The following is an 18,929-nucleotide window of genomic DNA, read 5'->3' on the forward strand; positions in this document are numbered from 1 at the left end:
AAATCCGCCGGAAGCGGGTAAACTGATACCAGAACAAAGGTTCGCGGAACGAATGTTTGCAATGCGGCTTCCGCGGTTTGACTTGAGAGAAGAGGTGCGGCATGGATCAGGATGCAAAGAGAAAAGCGCTCGATGAGGCGTTAAAGCAAATTGAAAAGGATTTCGGCAAGGGCGCGGTCATGAAACTCGGCGACCCGAGCAATATGATGAATGTGGAGACCACGCCGACCGGATCGCTGAGCCTGGATCTCGCGCTGGGACTCGGCGGCATTCCGAAGGGACGCATTATCGAGGTCTACGGCCCCGAGTCCTCCGGTAAGACCACGGTCGCGCTGCATATGGTCGCGGAAGTGCAGAAGCGCGGCGGCATTGCGGGCTTTATCGACGCCGAGCACGCGCTGGATCCGGTCTATGCAAAGAATATCGGGGTCGATGTCGACAACCTCTACATCTCCCAGCCGGACACTGGTGAGCAGGCGCTCGAGATCACCGAGACCATGGTGCGGAGCGGCGCCGTGGACATCATCATTGTGGACTCGGTCGCGGCGCTCGTGCCGAAAGCGGAGATTGAGGGCGATATGGGTGATCTCCACGTGGGTCTTCAGGCGCGCCTCATGAGCCAGGCGCTCCGCAAGCTGACGAGTATTGTCAGCAATACGAACAGCACGGTGGTCTTCATTAACCAGCTGCGCGAGAAAATCGGCGTCATGTTCGGCAGCCCGGAGACCACGACGGGCGGCAGAGCACTGAAGTTTTACTCCTCGGTGCGTCTGGATGTCCGGAAGATCGATGTCTTAAAGCAGGGCGGCGAGATTGTGGGTACGCGCGTCCGCGTAAAGGTCGTGAAGAATAAGATCGCACCGCCGTTTAAGGAGATTGAGTTCGACATCATGTTCGGCAAGGGCATCTCGAAGGAGGGCGATATTCTGGACCTCGCGGTCAAGGAGAATATTGTCGAAAAAAGCGGTGCTTGGTTCTCCTATGAGGGCAATAAGATAGGCCAGGGCCGAGAGAATGCCAAGAGCTTCCTGCACGAGCACCCGGCACTGGCAGCGGAGATTGAGAATCGCGTCCGTGAAGCACACGGTCTCGCGCCGGTTGAAACCGAGGCGCTCCCGGAGGGTGCCGAATTCACACTGCCGCTGACGGAAGAGCGGGATGCGGAATGATTATCACGGAAATTCTGCCGCTCGGCGCGAAAAAAAGCAAAGTCCTCACCGACGAGGACTTTGCTTTTTCACTTTACCGGGGAGAGGTCAAAAAGATGGAACTGGAAGTCGGCCGGGAGCTCACGGCGGACTTTTTGCAGACAGAACTCTACCCGTTGCTGATTCGCCGCAGTCGGGAGCGGCTTCTCTATCTCTTAAAGCAGAGAGATTACACCGAGGCAGAGCTCAAAAGAAAGTTCCGGGAGGGCTTTTACCCGGAAGAAATCGCGGAACTCGCGCTCGACTACGGGCGGAAACTGCACTATGTCGATGACCGCCGTGTCGCGGAAACCTATATCCGGACGCGGAGCGGCGAGAAAAGTGCGCGCTACTTAAAGACCGCCCTCTTAAACCGCGGGCTCGACAAGGAGCTCATCGAAGAACTGCTCGAAGAAGAGGCGCCGGATGAGACCGCGCAAATCTGTCGGGAACTTAAGAAAAGGCACTATGCCGCAGACCTTGAGAAGAAGGAAGAACAGCGTATTTTTGCGGCACTGCTTCGCAAAGGGTACTCCTACAGTGCAATTCGAGATGCAATATGCACTTTTACTTGCGATAATTCTTAAGATTTGCTAGTATAGACTTATTGCCCAAAGTGAAAGCGCAATATAAGAAAATAAATTGTACCATGAAAACTGAATAAGGAGGTGCTCTGTGTCACAAATCATCATTGCAGTTGTCATCACGGCGGTGATTGTGGCTTTTTTGAGCTGGAATCTTGCGATTGAACACCGGAAGAAAGATTATGAGAGCAAGATCGGCAGCGCGGAAGTAAAATCCCGCGAGATTATCGAAGAAGCCCTGAAAACCGCGGAGACTAAGAAGCGCGAGGCGATGCTCGAAGCCAAGGAAGAAGCGCTCCGGACGAAGAACGAACTGGAGCGGGAGACCAAAGAGCGGCGCGCGGAGTTACAGCACTATGAGAATCGTGTGCTCAGTAAGGAAGAGAATCTCGACAAGAAGCAGACTTTGCTCGAAAAGCGGGAACAGACCCTGCAGCAGAAGGAAGAGAGCATTGCGGCGAGAAGCCGTGAGGTGGATTCCCTCTACGACAGAGGAATGGAAGAGCTTGAGCGCATTGCGGGGCTTTCGGTCGAGCAGGCGAAGGAGTTTTTGCTCCGCTCGGTCGAGGACGATGTGAAGCATGACAAGGCGAGACTGATTCGCGACCTTGAGAACAGTGCCAAGGAAGAGGCCGACAAGAAGGCGAAAGAGTATGTCGTGAGCGCGATTCAGCGCTGTGCGGCGGACAGCGTCGCCGAGTCCACGGTCTCGGTGGTACAGCTGCCGAGCGATGAGATGAAGGGTCGCATCATCGGCCGCGAGGGCAGAAACATTCGCACCCTCGAGCAGCTGACCGGTGTGGAACTGATTGTCGACGACACGCCGGAGGCAGTCGTGCTCTCGGGCTTTGATCCGGTGCGCCGCGAGATTGCGAAAGTTGCGCTCGAGAAGTTGATCAACGACGGCCGCATTCACCCGGCGCGGATTGAAGAGATGGTCGAGAAAGCGCAGCGCGAGGTCGATACGCGGATGCGTGAGGCCGGCGAAGCTGCCGTGCTCGAAGTCGGCGTCCACAGCATCCACCCGGAGCTCGTCAAGCTCTTGGGACGCATGCGCTACCGCACGAGCTACGGGCAGAATGCCCTGCGTCACTCGATTGAGGTCGCGGAATTGTCCGGCATTCTCGCGGCGGAGGTCGGTGTCGATGTGCGCATGGCGAAGCGCGCGGGTCTTTTGCACGACATCGGCAAGGCAGTTGACCACGAGATTGAGGGCTCGCATGTGCAGCTCGGCGTGGAACTCTGCCGGAAGTACAAGGAGAACCAGATTGTCATCAACACGGTGGAGTCGCACCACGGCGATGTGGAGCCGGAGAGTCTGATTGCCTGCATTGTCCAGGCGGCGGACACCATTTCGGCGGCGCGCCCGGGTGCAAGACGCGAGACCATCGAGACCTACACGAACCGTCTCGCACAGCTCGAGGAAATTACCAATTCCTTCGAGGGCGTCGAGAAGTCCTTTGCCGTGCAGGCGGGCCGTGAGGTTCGCATCATGGTCGTGCCGGAGAAGGTCACGGACGACGATATGGTCATTCTGGCGCACAATGTCGCAAAACGCATTGAGCAGGAGATGCAGTATCCGGGACAGATTCGGGTCAATGTGATTCGCGAATCGCGGATCCAGGATGTCGCAAAGTGAGATAGCGGGAGTGCCCGCGCTCTGTTTTATACAGGGCGCGGGCATTTTTTGTTTACGGCGAGCATACGGTGCAGTCTGAAAAATGTAAGCTCTTTGTCATTGACGATATAGCGGTTATCGGGTATTCTATAAACAGTCCGATTAGAAAAAATGTAGAAAAAACATCATATGAACTGGATAAGCTCTGTTCACTTTTTTCCGAGGACAAAAATCGAGAGCGATTCAAAGGGGGAAATGGCAATGAAACATGTCGTAAAGGGAACCGTTCTGGCAGGAGCTCTGATGCTCTTCACGGCGGCATTCGGAATGACCGCTTATGCAGACAAAGCGATTAATAACGTCGGCATTAAGGTGACGGGAACCATAAACGCGGGCAGTCTGATTGGCGACGAGAGACTGGAAATCAAGCCGCAGGGCAGCCGCTATACGGTGAATCACTACGAGGTTCTGAACGAGGGCCCGAGCTGGAAGGAGACGGATGTCCCGGACATCAAGATTCACCTGCAGGCGGAGGACGGCTACTACTTCCGGGTCAATGCGGCGAGCCAGGTTCGCATTGACGGCGCGGAGTATGTGACTGCGACGCGCGAGGACAACGCCTATGCGCTGATTGTCGAAGTTAAGCTCCCGAGCCTTGCACGGCAGGCTTCGAGTATCAATGAGGCAAACCTCACGAACACCACGGCAAGCTGGACCGAGTCCCTCGGCGCAGGCTCCTACGAGACCAAATGGAAGAGAGACGGCAAGACAATCGGTGTTGTCAGAACCGTGCAGGGCACCTCTCATGATGTCAGCTCGTTCTTCACCAAGGCCGGCGTCTATTCGTTCCAGGTGCGCGGCGTGAGCGCACAGAATCCGGATTTCCGCGGACCGTGGACCGAGTCGAACGATATTGTCGTCACGGAAGAGATGGCAAGCGCGCAGCGCGCAAAGAACGCGGCTGCCGAGAGCGCAGGCACCTGGGAGGCAAACGGCGACAAGTGGAGCTTCCAGCTTCCGGACGGTAGCTATGTGAAGAGCGCTTGGAGAAAGATTAACAACGAGTGGTATGTGTTCGACGCGAACGGCTACGTGATCACCGGCTGGTTCAAGGACGGCGACAAGTGGTACTACCTCGACGAGAGCGGCAAGATGCTCCATAACCGAGTGACCCCGGACGGCTACCAGCTCGACATCAACGGTGTCTGGGTTGCACCGCTCGCAAAGGCACAGTAAGACAGATACGGATATTCAAAAGACGCTGTATTTTTCAAGCTTTCTTGAAAAATACAGCGTCTTGTTTTATTATGATGAGAAAAGTTTTTCCTGAGAGAAAGCTTTTTGGAATCCCGAGGACAGGCACAGGAGGAGACTACTGTGGAGAAGAAGATTGTTTTGATTCCGGGCGACGGCATAGGTCCGGAAATTGTGAGAGAAGCAAAGGCTGTGCTCGCGCATGTCGCGGAGAAGTTCGGACATACGTTTTCGTTCACCGAAATCGACATGGGCGGCTGCTCGATTGACCGCTACGGCGAGCCGTTGACCGATGAAAATCTGCAAAAGGCAAAGGAGAGCGATGCCGTGTTGCTCGGTGCCGTGGGAGGAAACGCTGAGACGTCTCCCTGGTACAAGCTGGCACCGTCCCTGCGCCCGGAGGCAGGCCTCCTGAAAATTCGGAAGGAGCTCGGTCTCTTTGCGAATCTGCGCCCCGCGTTTCTCTATCCGGAGCTCGCGGCAGCCTGCCCGTTAAAGCCGGAGCAGCTTGCAAACGGCTTTGACCTCGTGATTGTGCGAGAGCTCACCGGCGGTCTCTATTTCGGCGAGCGGCACACGGAGAAGGTAAACAGCGTCGAGACTGCGGTCGACACGCTGGTCTACACGGAGCCGGAGATTCGGCGCATTGCCATCAAGGCGTTCGAGGCCGCGACCAAGCGCAGAAAGTCCCTGATCAGCGTGGACAAGGCAAACGTCCTTGACACCTCGCGCCTCTGGCGGCGGGTCATGGAGGAAGTCGGCAAGGACTATCCGGACGTGAAACTCTCGCACATGCTGGTCGACAATGCGGCCATGCAGCTGGTCTACAATCCGGGACAGTTTGATGTCATCGTGACCGAGAATACATTTGGCGACATTCTGTCGGATGAGGCGAGCATGGTGACGGGCTCGATCGGCATGCTGCCGAGCGCCAGCCTGAACGAGACGAAGCTCGGTCTCTATGAGCCGAGTCACGGTTCCGCGCCGGACATCGCGGGGCAGGACAAGGCCAACCCCCTCGCAACCATACTTTCGGCGGCAATGCTGCTTCGCTACTCCTTTGATATGGAGACTGAGGCGCGCGCCGTGGAGAGCGCTGTCGCAGCGGTGTTGCGGGACGGCTATCGCACACCCGACATCTACACCGAGGGCACGAAGAAAGTCGGCACCCGGGAGATGGGCGCGCTGGTAAGAGAACGCATCTGAGCTTTTATCATCCGAAATGAGTCGTTTCCGTACGACTTACCGAAATTCACTTACTACAACGTTACAGTCAGAAAGAAGGAACTATCATGTTAAGCGATCACGTCAAGACAGGGATGCAGCAGGCACCCCATCGCTCTTTATTCAATGCACTCGGATTCACCCCGGAGGAGATGAAAAAGCCGCTCGTCGGCATCATCTCTTCCTACAACGAAATTGTGCCAGGTCACATGAACCTCGATAAGATTGTCGATGCCGTGAAGCTCGGCGTCGCGGAGGCAGGCGGCATGCCTGTCGTGGTGCCGGCGATTGCGGTCTGCGACGGCATTGCGATGGGTCACACGGGCATGAAGTACTCTCTCGTCACGAGAGACTTGATTGCGGACTCGACCGAGTGTCTTGCGCGGGCACACCAGTTTGACGCAATGGTCTGTGTCCCGAACTGCGATAAGAACGTGCCGGGCCTCCTCATGGCGGCGGCGCGCGTCAATATCCCGACCATCTTTGTGAGCGGTGGGCCGATGCTTGCGGGCCGCGTGAAGGGCGAGAAGCGTTCGCTCTCCAGTATGTTTGAGGCGGTCGGTGCCTATGCGGCCGGCAAGATGACGGCGGACGATGTGGCCGAGTTCGAGGAGAAGGTCTGCCCGACCTGCGGCAGCTGCTCCGGCATGTACACTGCCAACTCGCTGAACTGCCTGACCGAGGTGCTCGGCATGGGTCTCCGCGGCAACGGCACGATTCCGGCTGTCTACTCGGAGCGCCTGCGCCTCGCAAAGCACGTCGGCAATCAGATCATGGAGCTCTACCGGAAGGACATCCGTCCGCGCGACATCATGACCGAGGACGCGTTCATGAACGCGCTGACCGTCGATATGGCACTCGGCTGCTCGACGAACACGATGCTGCATCTCCCGGCAATCGCGCACGAGGCCAAGGTGAACATCGATGTGAATGTTGCGAATGAGGTTTCCGCGCGCACGCCGAACCTCTGCCACCTCGCACCGGCGGGTCACACCTATATGGAGGATCTGAACGAGGCGGGCGGCGTCTACGCTGTCATGAAGGAGCTCTCGAAGAAGAATCTCATCAACCTCGGTTGCCTGACCGCAACCGGAAAGACGGTCGGCGAGAACATCGAGTATGCGAGAAATCTGGACCCGGAGGTCATCCGTCCGGTCGAAGAGCCGTATTCCGCGACCGGCGGTATCGCGATTCTGAACGGCAACATTGCCCCCGAGTCCTGCGTCGTGAAGCGGAGCGCGGTCGCACCGGAGATGTTAAAGCACAGCGGTCCGGCGCGCGTCTTTGACTGCGAGGACGATGCCATCACGGCCATCAAGGGCGGCAAGATTGTGCCGGGCGATGTCGTCGTGATTCGCTACGAGGGCCCGAAGGGCGGCCCCGGTATGCGCGAAATGCTGAACCCGACTTCGGCGATTGTCGGCATGGGTCTCGGTTCTACAGTGGCACTGATTACGGACGGACGCTTCTCCGGCGCGAGCCGCGGCGCTTCGATCGGCCATGTGGCCCCCGAGGCGGCGGTCGGCGGTCCGATTGCGCTGATTCGGGAAGGGGATATCATCGACATCGACATCGACAACCACACGCTGAACGCGCGCGTCTCCGAGGAGGAGTTCGCGGAACGGAAGAAGAACTGGAAGCCGCGCGTCAATGAGGTGGACGGCTATCTGGTTCGCTATCGCGAGCTTGTGACCGGCGCACCGCAGGGCGCTGTGCTCTCGGTGGAAGGCTGGCACCATGACTAAACTGAGCGGTGCGGAAATTGTAATCGCCTGCCTCAAGGAACAGGGCGTCGATACCGTCTTCGGTTATCCGGGCGGCGCGATTTTGAATATTTATGATGCACTTTACAAGCACCGGGATGAAATTCACCATGTGCTGACCAGTCACGAGCAGGGCGCCGCACACGCGGCCGACGGCTATGCGCGCGCGAGCGGCAAAGTCGGCGTGTGTCTGGCAACCAGCGGTCCCGGCGCGACGAACTTGGTCACCGGCATTGCGAGCGCCTACATGGACTCTTCGCCGATTGTCGCAATCACCTGCAATGTTGCCAATCCGATTCTCGGAAAGGACTCGTTCCAGGAGATCGACATCACCGGTATCAGCATGCCGATTACCAAGTACAACTTCATTGTCAAAGATGTGCGGGAGCTCGCAGGCGTGTTGCGCCGCGCCTTTCGGATTGCGCGGAGCGACCGTCCGGGGCCGGTGCTGGTCGATATCACGAAGGATGTGACGGCGGCGGTAACCGACTATGAGGCGGTTTTGTCGGCGGCCGAGGCCCTGCGCCCGCTTCCGGCGGAAGAGAAAATCGAAGAAGCGCTTGCGCTCCTCAAAGCCGCGAAAAAGCCCTGCATCATGGCGGGCGGCGGCGTGATTTTGTCGAATGCCGCAGAGGCGCTCACGGCTTTTGCGCATCGCCTCGACGCACCGGTCTGCTGCACCTTGATGGGCCAGGGGGCCTTCAACCAGAACGACCCGCTCTACACGGGTATGGTCGGCATGCACGGCACCAAGACCTCAAACTACACGGTCTCGGACTGCGATTTGCTCGTGGTGGTCGGCGCGCGCTTTTCCGACCGTGTCGCGGGAAGCCCAAAGCAGTTTGCGGCAAAGGCGAAAATCTTGCAGATTGACATTGACGAGGCTGAGGTCAATAAGAACATTCATGTCGCGGCTTCCCTGGTCGGCGACGCGACGGCATTGCTCACTTGTCTGACAGAGAAATTGCCGGCACAACGGCACGCGGACTGGGTCACGGAGATTCAGGCGCGGAAGGAGCGTTTCCCGCTGCAAGTCGGCGAGGGACTCACGGGCCCCCGCGTGATTCGGGAACTGGATCGGCTCACGCCGGACGATGCGATCATTGTGACCGAGGTCGGACAGCATCAGATGTGGGCGGCGCAGCACTATGCGTACCACAGCCCGAGAACCTATCTCACAAGCGGCGGTCTCGGCACCATGGGCTTCGGCCTCGGTGCGGCCATCGGCGCGCAGACGGCGAAGCCGGACAGCGTGGTCGTGAATGTCGCGGGCGACGGTTGCTTCCGCATGAATATGAATGAGCTCGCGACGGTCGCGAGAGAAGAACTCCCGCTCATTGAGCTCATCGTAGACAACCATGCACTCGGCATGGTGCGGCAGTGGCAGACACTCTTTTATGAGCAGCGCTACTCGTCGACGGTACTCAGAGACCGGGTGGACTACTGCAAGATTGCAGAGGCCATGGGTATCAAGGCCTACCGCGTGACGACGGTGGAGGAATTGCGGACAGCGCTCCGCGAGGCTGTCGAGAGCCGGAAGGCGGCTGTACTGGATGTGCTCATTGATTCGGATGAGAAAGTCTTCCCGATGTGCCCGCCCGGTGCGGATCTCAAGGAAGTTTTTGATGAGAGCGATTTGTAACTTCAAAATCACCCGAAATATGGTACAGTAATATTAAGCATTTGTTTCGTTTTGAGGATTTGCAGACAGAGAGGAGAAAGGATGGCACGCGTATTTAATTTTAGTGCCGGTCCGGCGGTACTTCCGGAGGAAGTACTGCGGGAAGCGGCGGAAGAGATGCTCGATTACAAGGGGACAGGCATGTCTGTGATGGAGATGAGCCACCGCTCCAAGATGTTTCAGGATATTCTGGATGACGCAGAGCAGGATTTTCGAGAGCTTCTCGGAGTGCCCGCAAACTATAAGGTGCTCTTTATTCAGGGCGGCGGCCATGTGCAGTTTGCGATGGTGCCGTTAAACCTCATGAAAAACCGCAAGGCGGAGTACATTGTCACCGGACAGTGGGCCAAGAAAGCCCTGCAGGAGGCAGCGCTCTACGGCGATGTGCGAGCTGTCGCGTCGAGCGAGGACAAGGTCTACAGTTATATTCCGGACTGCACGGATCTGTCGATTCGGGCGGATGCGGACTACCTCTATTTCTGCAAAAACAATACGATTTACGGCACAGTCTTTCATGAGACACCGAATGCCAAGGGAAAGACCCTGGTCGCCGATGTCTCCTCCTGCTTCCTTTCGGTGCCGGAGAAGGTTACGGATTACGGCATCCTTTGGGGCGGCGTACAGAAGAATGTGGGACCGGCCGGCATGGCAATCGCGGTGGTGCGCGAGGATCTGATCGGAGACTGCCTGCCCGGCACGCCGACCATGTTGCGCTATGAGACATACGCGGCGCACGGCTCGCTCTACAACACACCGCCCTGCTATAACATTTACATCTGCGGCAAGGTATTCCGCTGGATTAAGGAAATCGGCGGTCTCGCGGCCATGCAGAAGCGGAACGAAGAGAAGGCGGCGCTGCTCTACGATTTCCTCGATCAGTCGAAGCTCTTCTCGAACCCGGTGCGGCGCGAAGACCGCTCTGTGATGAACGTGACCTTTGTGACGGGCAATGCGGCGCTCGACAAGAAATTTGTCGAGGAGGCCAAGGCCGCGGGACTTGAAAATCTGAAGGGACACCGGACAGTCGGCGGCATGCGCGCAAGTCTCTATAACGCAATGCCGAAGGAGGGCGTGCAGCGTCTCGTCGACTTTATGGCGGCATTCGAGAAGCGGGAGGCCTGAGTTATGTTTCATATTTACCGGAAGAATGCAATTTCGGAGGAGGGGTTAAAGAGCCTGCTCCCGCATTTTGCGCTGACCGACGAACAGGAAGAGGCAGAGGGCATTCTGGTGCGCTCCGCGGACATGCACGAGGAGAAACTCGGCGCGGCGACCCTCGCCGTTGCGCGCGCGGGCGCAGGTGTCAACAACATCCCCCTGGAGCGCTTTGCCGAGGAAGGCGTTGTCGTCTTTAATACCCCCGGGGCCAATGCAAACAGCGTCAAGGAACTTGTGCTCTGCGGCCTTTTGCTCGCCGCGCGCAATGTGCTCCCGGCGGTCGAATGGCTGCGGGAAAAGCAGGGCGAGGCTGACATCGCAAAAGTTGCCGAGCAGGGGAAAAAGCAGTTTGTCGGCACGGAAATCCGGGGCAAAAAGCTCGGCGTCATCGGACTCGGCGCAATCGGCGCGGAAGTCGCGAATGCGGCGGTTGCGCTCGGCATGGAAGTCTATGGCTACGATCCCTACCTCTCGGTAAACGGCGCCTGGAGAATCACGAAAGAGGCGCGCCATGCGACTTCTCTCGAGGAACTCTGCAAGCAGTGCGATTACATCACGATTCACGTCCCGCTGACCGACAAGAACCCCGGTATGATAGGCGAAAAAGAAATCGCGGCGATGAAGGAGGGAGTGGTCTTCTTAAACTTTTCGCGCGACAAGCTGGTCGATGAGCAGGCTATGGGGCGGGCACTCGAGAGCGGCAAGGTGCGACTCTATGTGACCGATTTTGCAAATCCGCTCTCCATGACTTTCCCGCAGGCCATTGTGACGCCGCATCTCGGCGCTTCGACCGAAGAGGCCGAGGATCACTGCGCGGTCATGGCGGTCAAGGAACTCATGGACTACCTCGACAACGGCAACATCCGCAATTCGGTCAACTACCCCGATTGCGACATGGGCGTTCCGGTAGGCGCGCAGCGCATTGCGTTGCTCCACAAAAATGTGCCGAACATGATAGGCCAGATCAGCAGTGTGCTGGCAAAGCAAAACATCAATATCGACAATATGACAAACAAAAGTCGCGGCGCGTATGCCTATACGCTTCTGGATCTCGAGACCCGTCTCACGGCAGAGGATGAGGCGGCTCTCAGAGCCATTCCGGGCGTGATACGTTTCCGCGCGGTGACAGGAGGCTGATATGGCAGAGGTCAAGGCGTTTTGCGCCCTTCGTCCGAACGAAAAGCAGGCGGCGGAGGTTGCGGCTCTCCCCTATGATGTCTACACGAGAGAGGAAGCGAGAGCTGCGGTACAGGGACACCCGTTCTCCTTTCTGAATATTGACCGCCCGGAAACGCAGTTTCCGGAAAACTGCGACATGTACGCGCAGGAAGTTTATGAGAAGGCGCGAGACATGTTGCGGGAGCAGGCCGCAACGGGCGTCTATGTGCGCGAGGAGCAGCCGGTCTACTACTTCTATGAGCTGACGGTCGAGAGCGGCGTGCTCGCGCCGCTCTTACAGGGACACAGCCAGACCGGTGTGGTCGCCTGCTCGTCGGTCGACGACTATCTGAATCAGGTGGTCCGGAAGCACGAGAATACGAGAGAGGAAAAGGAGCGGGATCGCATTCGCCACGTGGACATTGTCAATGCGCAGACAGGTCCGATTTTCCTGACCTACCGCGGTACGGAGGCCTTAAAGACCTGCGAAAAGCGCGCCAAGCAGCAACCGCCGCTCTACGACTTTGTGAGTGAGGACGGCATCCGCCACCGCGTGTGGCGTGTCGCCGATCCGGCGGAGGTAGAAGCCATCACCGAGGGCTTTTGCGAGGTACCGATCACCTATATTGCGGACGGGCATCACCGCGCGGCGTCGGCAGTCAAGGTTGCGCTGAAGCGGCGGGCGGAGCACCCGGATTACAGGGGCACGGAGGAGTTCAACTACTTCCTCTCGGTGTTGTTCCCGGAGGAGGAACTCCGGATTCTCCCCTATAATCGCGTGGTCGCCGATTTAAACGGCGAGAGCCCCGCGGATTTACTGCTTGCGCTCGATCAGGCATTCACGATACGCGACAACGGCGAGACCGTACCGATGCCCGGCAAAAAAGGCGAAGTCGGCATGTATCTCGACGGTCACTGGTATGCGCTCTGCGTGCGCGAAGAGCTGCGCGAGGAGGACCCGGTCGAGGGACTTGATGTCTCCTTCCTGCAGAATCTTGTCCTTGCACCGCTGCTCGGGATCGAGGATCCGAGAACCTCGGAGCGCATCCGCTTCATCGGCGGCATTCGCGGCAGCGAGGAATTAGAGCGGCTGGTCGATCAAAAGGGCGGCGTTGCTTTCCTCATGTACCCGACGCAGATGGAAGAGCTGCTCTCGGTCGCGGACGCGGGGCTCTTGATGCCGCCGAAGTCCACCTGGTTTGAGCCGAAGCTCCGGAGCGGTCTTTTCATTCACACCTTGTGACGGATTGGACTTCTATGACGAAGCAGGAATTTTTAGACGAATTGGCACTGCGCCTCCGCGAGGAGGGCGCAGAGCGTCTGGTCGCGGAAAATGTGAACTATTACCGCGGTTATATCGAGGGAGAGGTCGCAAAAGGGCGGCGCGAAGAAGAAGTGCTTTCCGAGCTCGGAAACCCAGCGCTGATTGCGCGGTCTATTCTGGATGCCGCGGGCTACCGGGTGGACGGCGTTCCGGATCAGAATCCGGACGGTGACCTCGGTGAAGACGCGGGCAGCTATTACCGGACACAGAGCGAGGAGAGAGAGAGGCAGGAAGACCGGAATATCCATGTCGAAGTGAGGCAGGTGAATTCCTGGATTGCGGGTATTCTGTTTCTTTTGTTTGTCGTGCTTCTGGTACTCGCCGTTTTGGGCTTTATCGGCTTTATCATTTGGGCAGCGCCTATCATTCTGGCATTGCTGCTGCTTAGCTTTATGTACCGCGCGCTGATGCAGTTTTTTCAGCGCTGAACCTACCAACAGAGCGATAGAAGGAGGAGAGAACATGTTTAGTTCAAAGAGCAAGACAGAGCCGGTCGCACCCGTGTCCGGGAATAAGATCGACACCATTATCGGTGAGAAGACGCGGGTAGAGGGCACGCTGCACACCCAGGACACGACGAGAATTGACGGTCGCATCAAGGGAGAGGCGATTTCCGACGGCTATCTCATCATCGGCGCAAACGGCTATGTGGAGGGCAATGTCCGGAGTGAAAACATGCTGATTGCGGGAACCGTGCAGGGCAATATTTTTGTGCGGGAGCGCCTTGAGGTCACGGAGAGCGGCAAGATTATCGGCGATATCACGACCAAATCTCTGGTGATTGCGGAGGGCGCATCCTTCGCCGGAAAGTGCACCATGACCTCGCTGCAGAAGGTACAGGTGGGCGAGCAAAAGGAGGCAGAGAAGCATGTTGCGGAAGCGAACCGGAAGGCCCCGGAGACAAAGTAAGAAGGACACGGGTTTTACCTTGCTGCTGCTCTCAAACAGTGAGAAAAAACCCGTGCAGTTCCAGCTTCCGCCTCTCTTTTTCAAAGGCCTGCTGACGGTTACATTGCTTCTCATCGGTCTGACCGGCTACGGCCTCATTTCGGCGGCACTCCTAAAACCGGTGGCGCGCCAGAAGGTTGTGCTCGAGCAGGAAATTGCGCAGCTTCGCGCGGAGCAGGACAAGATACGCTCGGAGAACCAGAACCTGCGGGCGTACAGCGCACAGCAGGACAAGGAGATGCAGAACCTGCAGGAAGTGTCCGCCGAAATCAAGAACAACATCGAAAACCTGCAGGGCAGAGACAGTGAGATTCGCGGAAAACTCGGTCTTCCGGCGGAGAGCAGTGCTTCCGGAAGCGGTGAGACGGCGCAGGCGGAGACGCAGGCGAGCGAGACACCGGTCGGCGAGGCAAAGACCACGGAGGATTTGCAGCCTCTCATGCTCGGTGACGCCGGCGAGTCCGATATCTACGATACAACCGCGGGGACACCGGCGGAGAACATCTTGCAGCGGGAGAGTAATATTCAGCTCTCGGTGCTGATGGGCGCGCGTCAGCGGCGGAACACCATGCAGCTCGCGGCGGAGCTGGAGCAGTCGCGCGCTATGCTCTCCGAGGCCTCCGATAACTACGACCAGTACGAGGGCGTGATTCGCTCGCAGGAATTTCAGGAGGAACAGCGGAGAGAGCGGGCCACGCAGCGGCGTCAGAGCATCCGCGCCTATGCGCTTTCCTTCCTCGGCGGCCGCTATGTCTGGGGCGGTGAGAACCCCTACTCCGGTGTGGACTGCTCGGGCTTTACGCGCTACATCCTGAGCCACGCGGGCGGCGTGTACATCAACCGCACGGCGGCGGAGCAGGCACAGCAGGGCAGGGAAGTCTCGATTGACGAGGCAAAGCCCGGCGATCTGATTTTCTACAGCAACGGTAGCCGCGTGAACCATGTCGCGATGTACATCGGCGACGGCAGAGTGGTGCACGCCTCCAATGAGAGAAACGGCATTATGGTGTCGCGCTGGGATTACCGCACGCCGGTACATATCCGGAATATGGTAGGCGAGTAACAACACTGCAACATATTTGTAACAATTCAGAGAGAATCCTGTGCGTCCGTTCGCACGGGATTCTCTTTTTTTAGGCGCGAAAAACCGCAGTTTCCCGTGCGCCCGAAAGATAATTGTAAATATTTTGTAAAAAACTTGACGCAAGAGTCCCGCCGGAGTATACTGTGCAATGTAATAATTCTGTAACAAGTAAGGAATTGTTCCGTAATAAGAACAAGAACAGAGTATGAGAGAGCGTCCAAGACGACTATGCTTTTACACGGAGGGACAATCGATGAATCGTTTTAAAAGATATATTGCAATGGCGGCACTTGCTTCTTTCATTTCCGCGGGAAGCGCAATGACTTCGATGGCGAGCACCAAGGTCACGAAGAACACGGCAGCCTGGGTTGAAGAGGCAAAGAAGCAGGAAGAGGAAGCAAAGGCGGCGGAAGAGGCGAAGGCAGCGGAGGAAGCAGCAGCTGCCGCAGCGGCAGAGGCTGCGGCGGCACAGAAGGCAAGTGTCCGTCAGCAGGTGGTTGATTACGCGCTCTCGTTTGTCGGCGGCCGCTATGTCTGGGGCGGCACGGATCCGCATAGCGGTGCGGATTGCTCGGGCTTTACGCGCTACATCTTAAGCCACGCGGGCGGCGTTTCGATCAGCCGCAGCTCGGCGGAGCAGGCCGGTGAGGGCAGAACCGTGACAGCGGACAGCATGCAGCCGGGCGACCTGCTCTTCTATTCCAAGGGCGGCGGTGTGAACCATGTCGCAATGTACATCGGCAACGGCCAGGTGGTACACGCCTCCTCTTCGAAGACCGGCATTATTGTCTCGGCTTGGAATTACAGAACGCCCGTGCGTATTGCGAGCTATCTCAATTAATTAACATTTGTCGTTAAAAAATAAAGAAATCATAAAGATTAGAACGTTGACTTTGCTGATAGCGCAACCTATACTGAACCTATATTTGCAACAGATTGCAATATCTTCGTAATAAATATCGATATTCGGGGAAATCATCAGATATAGGGGGACACTACTGTGAAAAAGAAATTGGGAGTTTGTGCGGCTCTGGTCATCTGTGCATCGATTGCGGCGACTGCGCCGGCATTTGCCGCGAAGGACGAGGCGATTTTTGTCGAGGCTCTTGACCAGAGCAGCGTAAGCGGAGCAGAGAGCGGCGAGGTCAACGGACTTGTGCCGGAGTTTCATGCCGAGGAGGCGGAGGCTTCCGACAGCGAGGGCAGCGAGCGCGTGGAGTCCGCGGTGGTCGGCGATATGAAGCCGGTCAAGCCGGTGGAGGTAGTCGAGGAGAAGAACGAGAGTCTCTCCAACACGTCGGCTGCGGTTGTGCGCCAGGGTGTGTCCCGCAAGTCGGAGACCGAGAATGCGCAGAAGTCCGACAGCAGTGCGGGACCGAACGGCAAAATCCGGGCAAAGCTCAGCGGAAACAGCTCGGATCCGGTAACGGCACAGGCCAAGACTTCGGGCGGCGCGGGCAAGAGCTCCACGGACTGGAGCAAGGTCAGCAAGCTCAGAAAGGCCATTGTCAGCTACGCAAAGAGCCTCGAGGGAAGCCGCTATGTGTTCGGCGGCATCGATCCGAAGACTGGCATTGACTGCTCGGGTCTCATCATGCATGTGATGCGCGAACAGGCCGGCCTCGATCTGGATCACTATTCGGCAGCGCAGGCGACCGAGGGCGTCGCAGTCAGCGCAGACCAGATGCGCCCGGGCGACATCATCGCTTACGACGGACAGCCGCGCGACGGCAAGATCAATCACATCGCGATTTACATCGGCGACGGCAAGGCGATTCACGCGAGAGGCAAGAAAGAGGGCGTGCAGATTACCGCGTGGGATTACGCGACACCGCTTGCGATTCGCAATGTGATCGGCGACTGAGTGAAACAATCGAATTTGAAAGATCCGTCAGCTGCGGCTGACGGATTTTTTGATGGAAAATTACCGCATGCAACGAGCTTCGGCTTGCAGGGACTGCCTTTTTCGCGTACACTTTTCCTATGAAGATGACATATACATTGACGGCGCCCTGCCACTTCGGCTTAGAGGCGGTCTTAAAGCGGGAAATTACAAATCTGGGTTACGAAATCAAAGCGGTCGATAACGGCAAGGTGAGTTTCCTCGGCGATGCCGAGGCGATTGCGCGCGCCAATTTATGGCTTCGGACCGCGGAGCGCGTGCTCCTGGAAATCGGGCGCTTCCGGGCGACCAGCTACGAGGAGCTGTTTCAGGGCACACTCGCCCTGCCCTTCGGGGACTTTCTGCCGAAGGACGGAAAGTTCTGGGTCACCAAGGCGACATCGGTGGACTCCAAGCTCTTTTCGCCCTCGGACATTCAGTCCGTCATGAAGAAGGCGATGGTGCGCTCTATGGAGCGCTATTACGGCGCTGTGCCCTTCCTTGAGAACGGCGAGAGCTTCCCCTTCCGTGTGAACATTCAGAAGGACATGGTGACGGTTTTGCTCGATACGAGCGGCATCTCGCTGCATAAGCGCGGTTATCGCACGGAGACGGCGCGCGCGCCGATCACCGAGACCCTCGCAGCGGCGCTGTTGCTTTTGACACCCTGGCACGCCGACCGCATTCTCGCGGATCCGTTCTGCGGCAGCGGCACCTTCTTAATTGAGGCGGCGATGATGGCGTCCAATATGGCGCCCGGCATGAACCGCGAATTTTTGAGTCAGACCTGGGAGCACCTGATTCCGAAGAAGGTCTGGTACCGCAGCTTCGATGAGGCACAGGAACTTCTGATTCCGCATCCCGAGACCGACCTCCAGGGCTTTGACATTGACGGCAGCGTGATACGTCGCGCGAAAATCAATGCGGAGCAGGCGGGCGTCAGCGAGCTGATTCATTTCCAGGAGCGGGATGTCTCGCAGTTCAGCCACGCAAAAAAATACGGCTTCATTGTGACCAATCCGCCCTACGGTGCCCGTCTCATGGGCGAGAGCGGCGAGGAAGCGGGGATTGCGGCGCTCTACAGCACTCTCGGCGAGCGCTTCCGCGCGCTGCAGGACTGGTCGCTCTATCTGATTACGGCATTTCCGGACGCCGAGAAATGCATCGGCAGAAAGGCGGATAAGAATCGCAAAATTTATAACGGCATGATGAAGACCTATTTTTACCAGTTCCTCGGTAAGAAGCCGCCGAAGCGCGAGAAGCGCCGAGAGAAGCAGGGAGAGTGAGATGCAGGAGATTATTTTCGCGACCGGAAATGAGAATAAAATGCGGGAGATTCGGGAGATTTTTGAGGGCCTTCCCTTTGTGATTCACTCGCTCAAAGAGGCGGGACTGATCTCGGACCCGGAGGAGAACGGCGCGACCTTTGCGGAAAATGCTTTTATTAAGGCAGAGGCCGTGCATGCGTTGCGCCCCGATGCGATTGTGATGTCGGATGACTCCGGCCTCTCTGTCGACTATCTGAACGGCGAACCGGGCGTCTTTTCGGCGCGCTGGCTCGGGCGCGATACCTCGTATACCGAGAAGAACGCGGAGCTGATTCGCCGCCTGGAGGGCGTCGAAGGGGATGCGCGGAGCGCCCGCTTTACCGCGGCGATTGCCTGCATCCTCCCCGACGGCACCCGGCTTCTCACCGAAGCGCATATGGAAGGGCGGATTGCGAAGGCGCCGGCGGGCGAAAACGGCTTCGGCTATGACCCCATCCTCTACCTGCCGGAATACGGAAAATGCTCGGCCGAGCTCAGTGAGCATGAGAAAAACGCAATCAGCCACCGCGGCAAGGCGTTGCGGCAGATGCAGGAAAAACTGCGGGGCATCTACGCCGACGCTGTGGACGGAAGGGTGTAATTCGGATTTACATTTTGCGGAGAATACAGTATAGTAGAACCCATGCGGGGTGTAGCCCAGCCCGGTAGGGCGCCTGCTTTGGGAGCAGGATGTCGCAGGTTCGAATCCTGTCACCCCGATGAAGAGGAAAAGCGGAAGGCTTTGGAGACAAAGCCT

At 57.6% G+C, this 18,929-nt stretch carries 17 protein-coding genes and 1 tRNA gene; all 18 read left to right on the top strand.

Annotated features, from left to right (window positions below):
* Window positions 1-101: 101 nt before the first annotated feature.
* The 18 genes from recA to HMPREF9623_RS07325 all read left to right on the top strand — a co-directional run bounded on the left by recA (window position 102) and on the right by HMPREF9623_RS07325 (window position 18,892).
* Window positions 102-1,169, top strand: a complete 1,068-nt coding sequence (gene recA, locus HMPREF9623_RS07240; protein ID WP_009533244.1) for a recombinase RecA — start codon at window positions 102-104, stop codon at window positions 1,167-1,169.
* Window positions 1,166-1,774 carry a regulatory protein RecX gene (locus HMPREF9623_RS07245; RefSeq protein WP_009533245.1) on the top strand — a complete coding sequence of 203 codons (609 nt, stop codon included), beginning with the start codon at window positions 1,166-1,168 and terminating at the stop codon, window positions 1,772-1,774. Before recA ends, HMPREF9623_RS07245 begins: the two co-directional genes overlap by 4 nt.
* Before the next feature lie 115 nt (window positions 1,775-1,889).
* On the top strand, window positions 1,890-3,410 hold the full coding sequence (rny, locus tag HMPREF9623_RS07250; protein ID WP_408640647.1) for a ribonuclease Y: 1,521 nt from the start codon (window positions 1,890-1,892) through the stop codon (window positions 3,408-3,410).
* 240 nt (window positions 3,411-3,650) lie between these two features.
* Window positions 3,651-4,625 (top strand): N-acetylmuramoyl-L-alanine amidase family protein, encoded by a 975-nt coding sequence (locus tag HMPREF9623_RS07255; RefSeq protein ID WP_009533247.1) that lies wholly within the window; start codon window positions 3,651-3,653, stop codon window positions 4,623-4,625.
* A 141-nt stretch (window positions 4,626-4,766) separates the two neighbouring features.
* Window positions 4,767-5,849, top strand: coding sequence for a 3-isopropylmalate dehydrogenase (gene leuB, locus HMPREF9623_RS07260; protein ID WP_009533248.1), 1,083 nt, complete (start codon window positions 4,767-4,769; stop codon window positions 5,847-5,849).
* A gap of 86 nt (window positions 5,850-5,935) precedes the next feature.
* Entirely contained in the window at window positions 5,936-7,612 is a 1,677-nt protein-coding gene (ilvD, locus tag HMPREF9623_RS07265) for a dihydroxy-acid dehydratase (protein WP_009533249.1), read from the top strand.
* The gene (gene ilvB, locus HMPREF9623_RS07270; protein WP_009533250.1) at window positions 7,605-9,272 is read left to right on the top strand and encodes a biosynthetic-type acetolactate synthase large subunit; all 1,668 of its coding nucleotides are present in this window, start codon (window positions 7,605-7,607) and stop codon (window positions 9,270-9,272) included. The genes ilvD and ilvB overlap by 8 nt, the downstream gene beginning before the upstream one ends.
* Window positions 9,273-9,353: 81 nt before the next feature.
* Window positions 9,354-10,433 carry a 3-phosphoserine/phosphohydroxythreonine transaminase gene (gene serC, locus HMPREF9623_RS07275; RefSeq protein WP_009533251.1) on the top strand — a complete coding sequence of 360 codons (1,080 nt, stop codon included), beginning with the start codon at window positions 9,354-9,356 and terminating at the stop codon, window positions 10,431-10,433.
* Window positions 10,434-10,436: 3 nt separating this feature from the next.
* Window positions 10,437-11,606, top strand: a complete 1,170-nt coding sequence (locus HMPREF9623_RS07280) for a phosphoglycerate dehydrogenase (RefSeq protein ID WP_009533252.1) — start codon at window positions 10,437-10,439, stop codon at window positions 11,604-11,606.
* 1 nt (window position 11,607) lies between these two features.
* Window positions 11,608-12,870, top strand: coding sequence for a DUF1015 domain-containing protein (locus HMPREF9623_RS07285; protein ID WP_009533253.1), 1,263 nt, complete (start codon window positions 11,608-11,610; stop codon window positions 12,868-12,870).
* Window positions 12,871-12,884: 14 nt separating this feature from the next.
* Complete coding sequence (locus HMPREF9623_RS10935) at window positions 12,885-13,379, top strand: DUF1700 domain-containing protein (protein WP_009533254.1); 495 nt, start codon at window positions 12,885-12,887, stop codon at window positions 13,377-13,379.
* A gap of 34 nt (window positions 13,380-13,413) precedes the next feature.
* A complete protein-coding gene (locus HMPREF9623_RS07295; RefSeq protein WP_009533255.1) occupies window positions 13,414-13,860 on the top strand; it encodes a bactofilin family protein in 447 nt (148 codons plus the stop codon).
* Window positions 13,820-14,962 carry an NlpC/P60 family protein gene (locus HMPREF9623_RS07300; protein WP_009533256.1) on the top strand — a complete coding sequence of 381 codons (1,143 nt, stop codon included), beginning with the start codon at window positions 13,820-13,822 and terminating at the stop codon, window positions 14,960-14,962. The genes HMPREF9623_RS07295 and HMPREF9623_RS07300 overlap by 41 nt, the downstream gene beginning before the upstream one ends.
* A gap of 274 nt (window positions 14,963-15,236) precedes the next feature.
* A complete protein-coding gene (locus tag HMPREF9623_RS07305; RefSeq protein WP_009533257.1) occupies window positions 15,237-15,824 on the top strand; it encodes a C40 family peptidase in 588 nt (195 codons plus the stop codon).
* 159 nt (window positions 15,825-15,983) lie between these two features.
* Complete coding sequence (locus HMPREF9623_RS10940; protein ID WP_009533258.1) at window positions 15,984-16,847, top strand: C40 family peptidase; 864 nt, start codon at window positions 15,984-15,986, stop codon at window positions 16,845-16,847.
* A 119-nt stretch (window positions 16,848-16,966) separates the two neighbouring features.
* Entirely contained in the window at window positions 16,967-18,151 is a 1,185-nt protein-coding gene (locus tag HMPREF9623_RS07315; RefSeq protein ID WP_009533259.1) for a THUMP domain-containing class I SAM-dependent RNA methyltransferase, read from the top strand.
* A 1-nt stretch (window position 18,152) separates the two neighbouring features.
* On the top strand, window positions 18,153-18,773 hold the full coding sequence (gene rdgB / locus HMPREF9623_RS07320; RefSeq protein WP_009533260.1) for an RdgB/HAM1 family non-canonical purine NTP pyrophosphatase: 621 nt from the start codon (window positions 18,153-18,155) through the stop codon (window positions 18,771-18,773).
* A 45-nt stretch (window positions 18,774-18,818) separates the two neighbouring features.
* Window positions 18,819-18,892: transfer RNA gene (locus HMPREF9623_RS07325), tRNA-Pro, on the top strand.
* Window positions 18,893-18,929 lie beyond the last annotated feature (37 nt).

The sequence above is a fragment of the Stomatobaculum longum genome (assembly GCA_000242235.1).
Classification (GTDB): Bacteria; Bacillota; Clostridia; order Lachnospirales; family Lachnospiraceae; genus Moryella; species Moryella longum.

Coding starts and splice junctions, on each gene's coding strand:
- ilvD (WP_009533249.1), top strand. CDS start 5,936: ATGTTAAGCGATCACGTCAAGACAGGGATGCAGCAGGCACCCCATCGC.
- HMPREF9623_RS07255 (WP_009533247.1), top strand. CDS start 3,651: ATGAAACATGTCGTAAAGGGAACCGTTCTGGCAGGAGCTCTGATGCTC.
- serC (WP_009533251.1), top strand. CDS start 9,354: ATGGCACGCGTATTTAATTTTAGTGCCGGTCCGGCGGTACTTCCGGAG.
- HMPREF9623_RS10935 (WP_009533254.1), top strand. CDS start 12,885: ATGACGAAGCAGGAATTTTTAGACGAATTGGCACTGCGCCTCCGCGAG.
- HMPREF9623_RS07305 (WP_009533257.1), top strand. CDS start 15,237: ATGAATCGTTTTAAAAGATATATTGCAATGGCGGCACTTGCTTCTTTC.
- rdgB (WP_009533260.1), top strand. CDS start 18,153: ATGCAGGAGATTATTTTCGCGACCGGAAATGAGAATAAAATGCGGGAG.
- HMPREF9623_RS07300 (WP_009533256.1), top strand. CDS start 13,820: ATGTTGCGGAAGCGAACCGGAAGGCCCCGGAGACAAAGTAAGAAGGAC.
- recA (WP_009533244.1), top strand. CDS start 102: ATGGATCAGGATGCAAAGAGAAAAGCGCTCGATGAGGCGTTAAAGCAA.
- HMPREF9623_RS07295 (WP_009533255.1), top strand. CDS start 13,414: ATGTTTAGTTCAAAGAGCAAGACAGAGCCGGTCGCACCCGTGTCCGGG.
- HMPREF9623_RS07245 (WP_009533245.1), top strand. CDS start 1,166: ATGATTATCACGGAAATTCTGCCGCTCGGCGCGAAAAAAAGCAAAGTC.
- ilvB (WP_009533250.1), top strand. CDS start 7,605: ATGACTAAACTGAGCGGTGCGGAAATTGTAATCGCCTGCCTCAAGGAA.
- HMPREF9623_RS07285 (WP_009533253.1), top strand. CDS start 11,608: ATGGCAGAGGTCAAGGCGTTTTGCGCCCTTCGTCCGAACGAAAAGCAG.
- HMPREF9623_RS07280 (WP_009533252.1), top strand. CDS start 10,437: ATGTTTCATATTTACCGGAAGAATGCAATTTCGGAGGAGGGGTTAAAG.
- HMPREF9623_RS07315 (WP_009533259.1), top strand. CDS start 16,967: ATGAAGATGACATATACATTGACGGCGCCCTGCCACTTCGGCTTAGAG.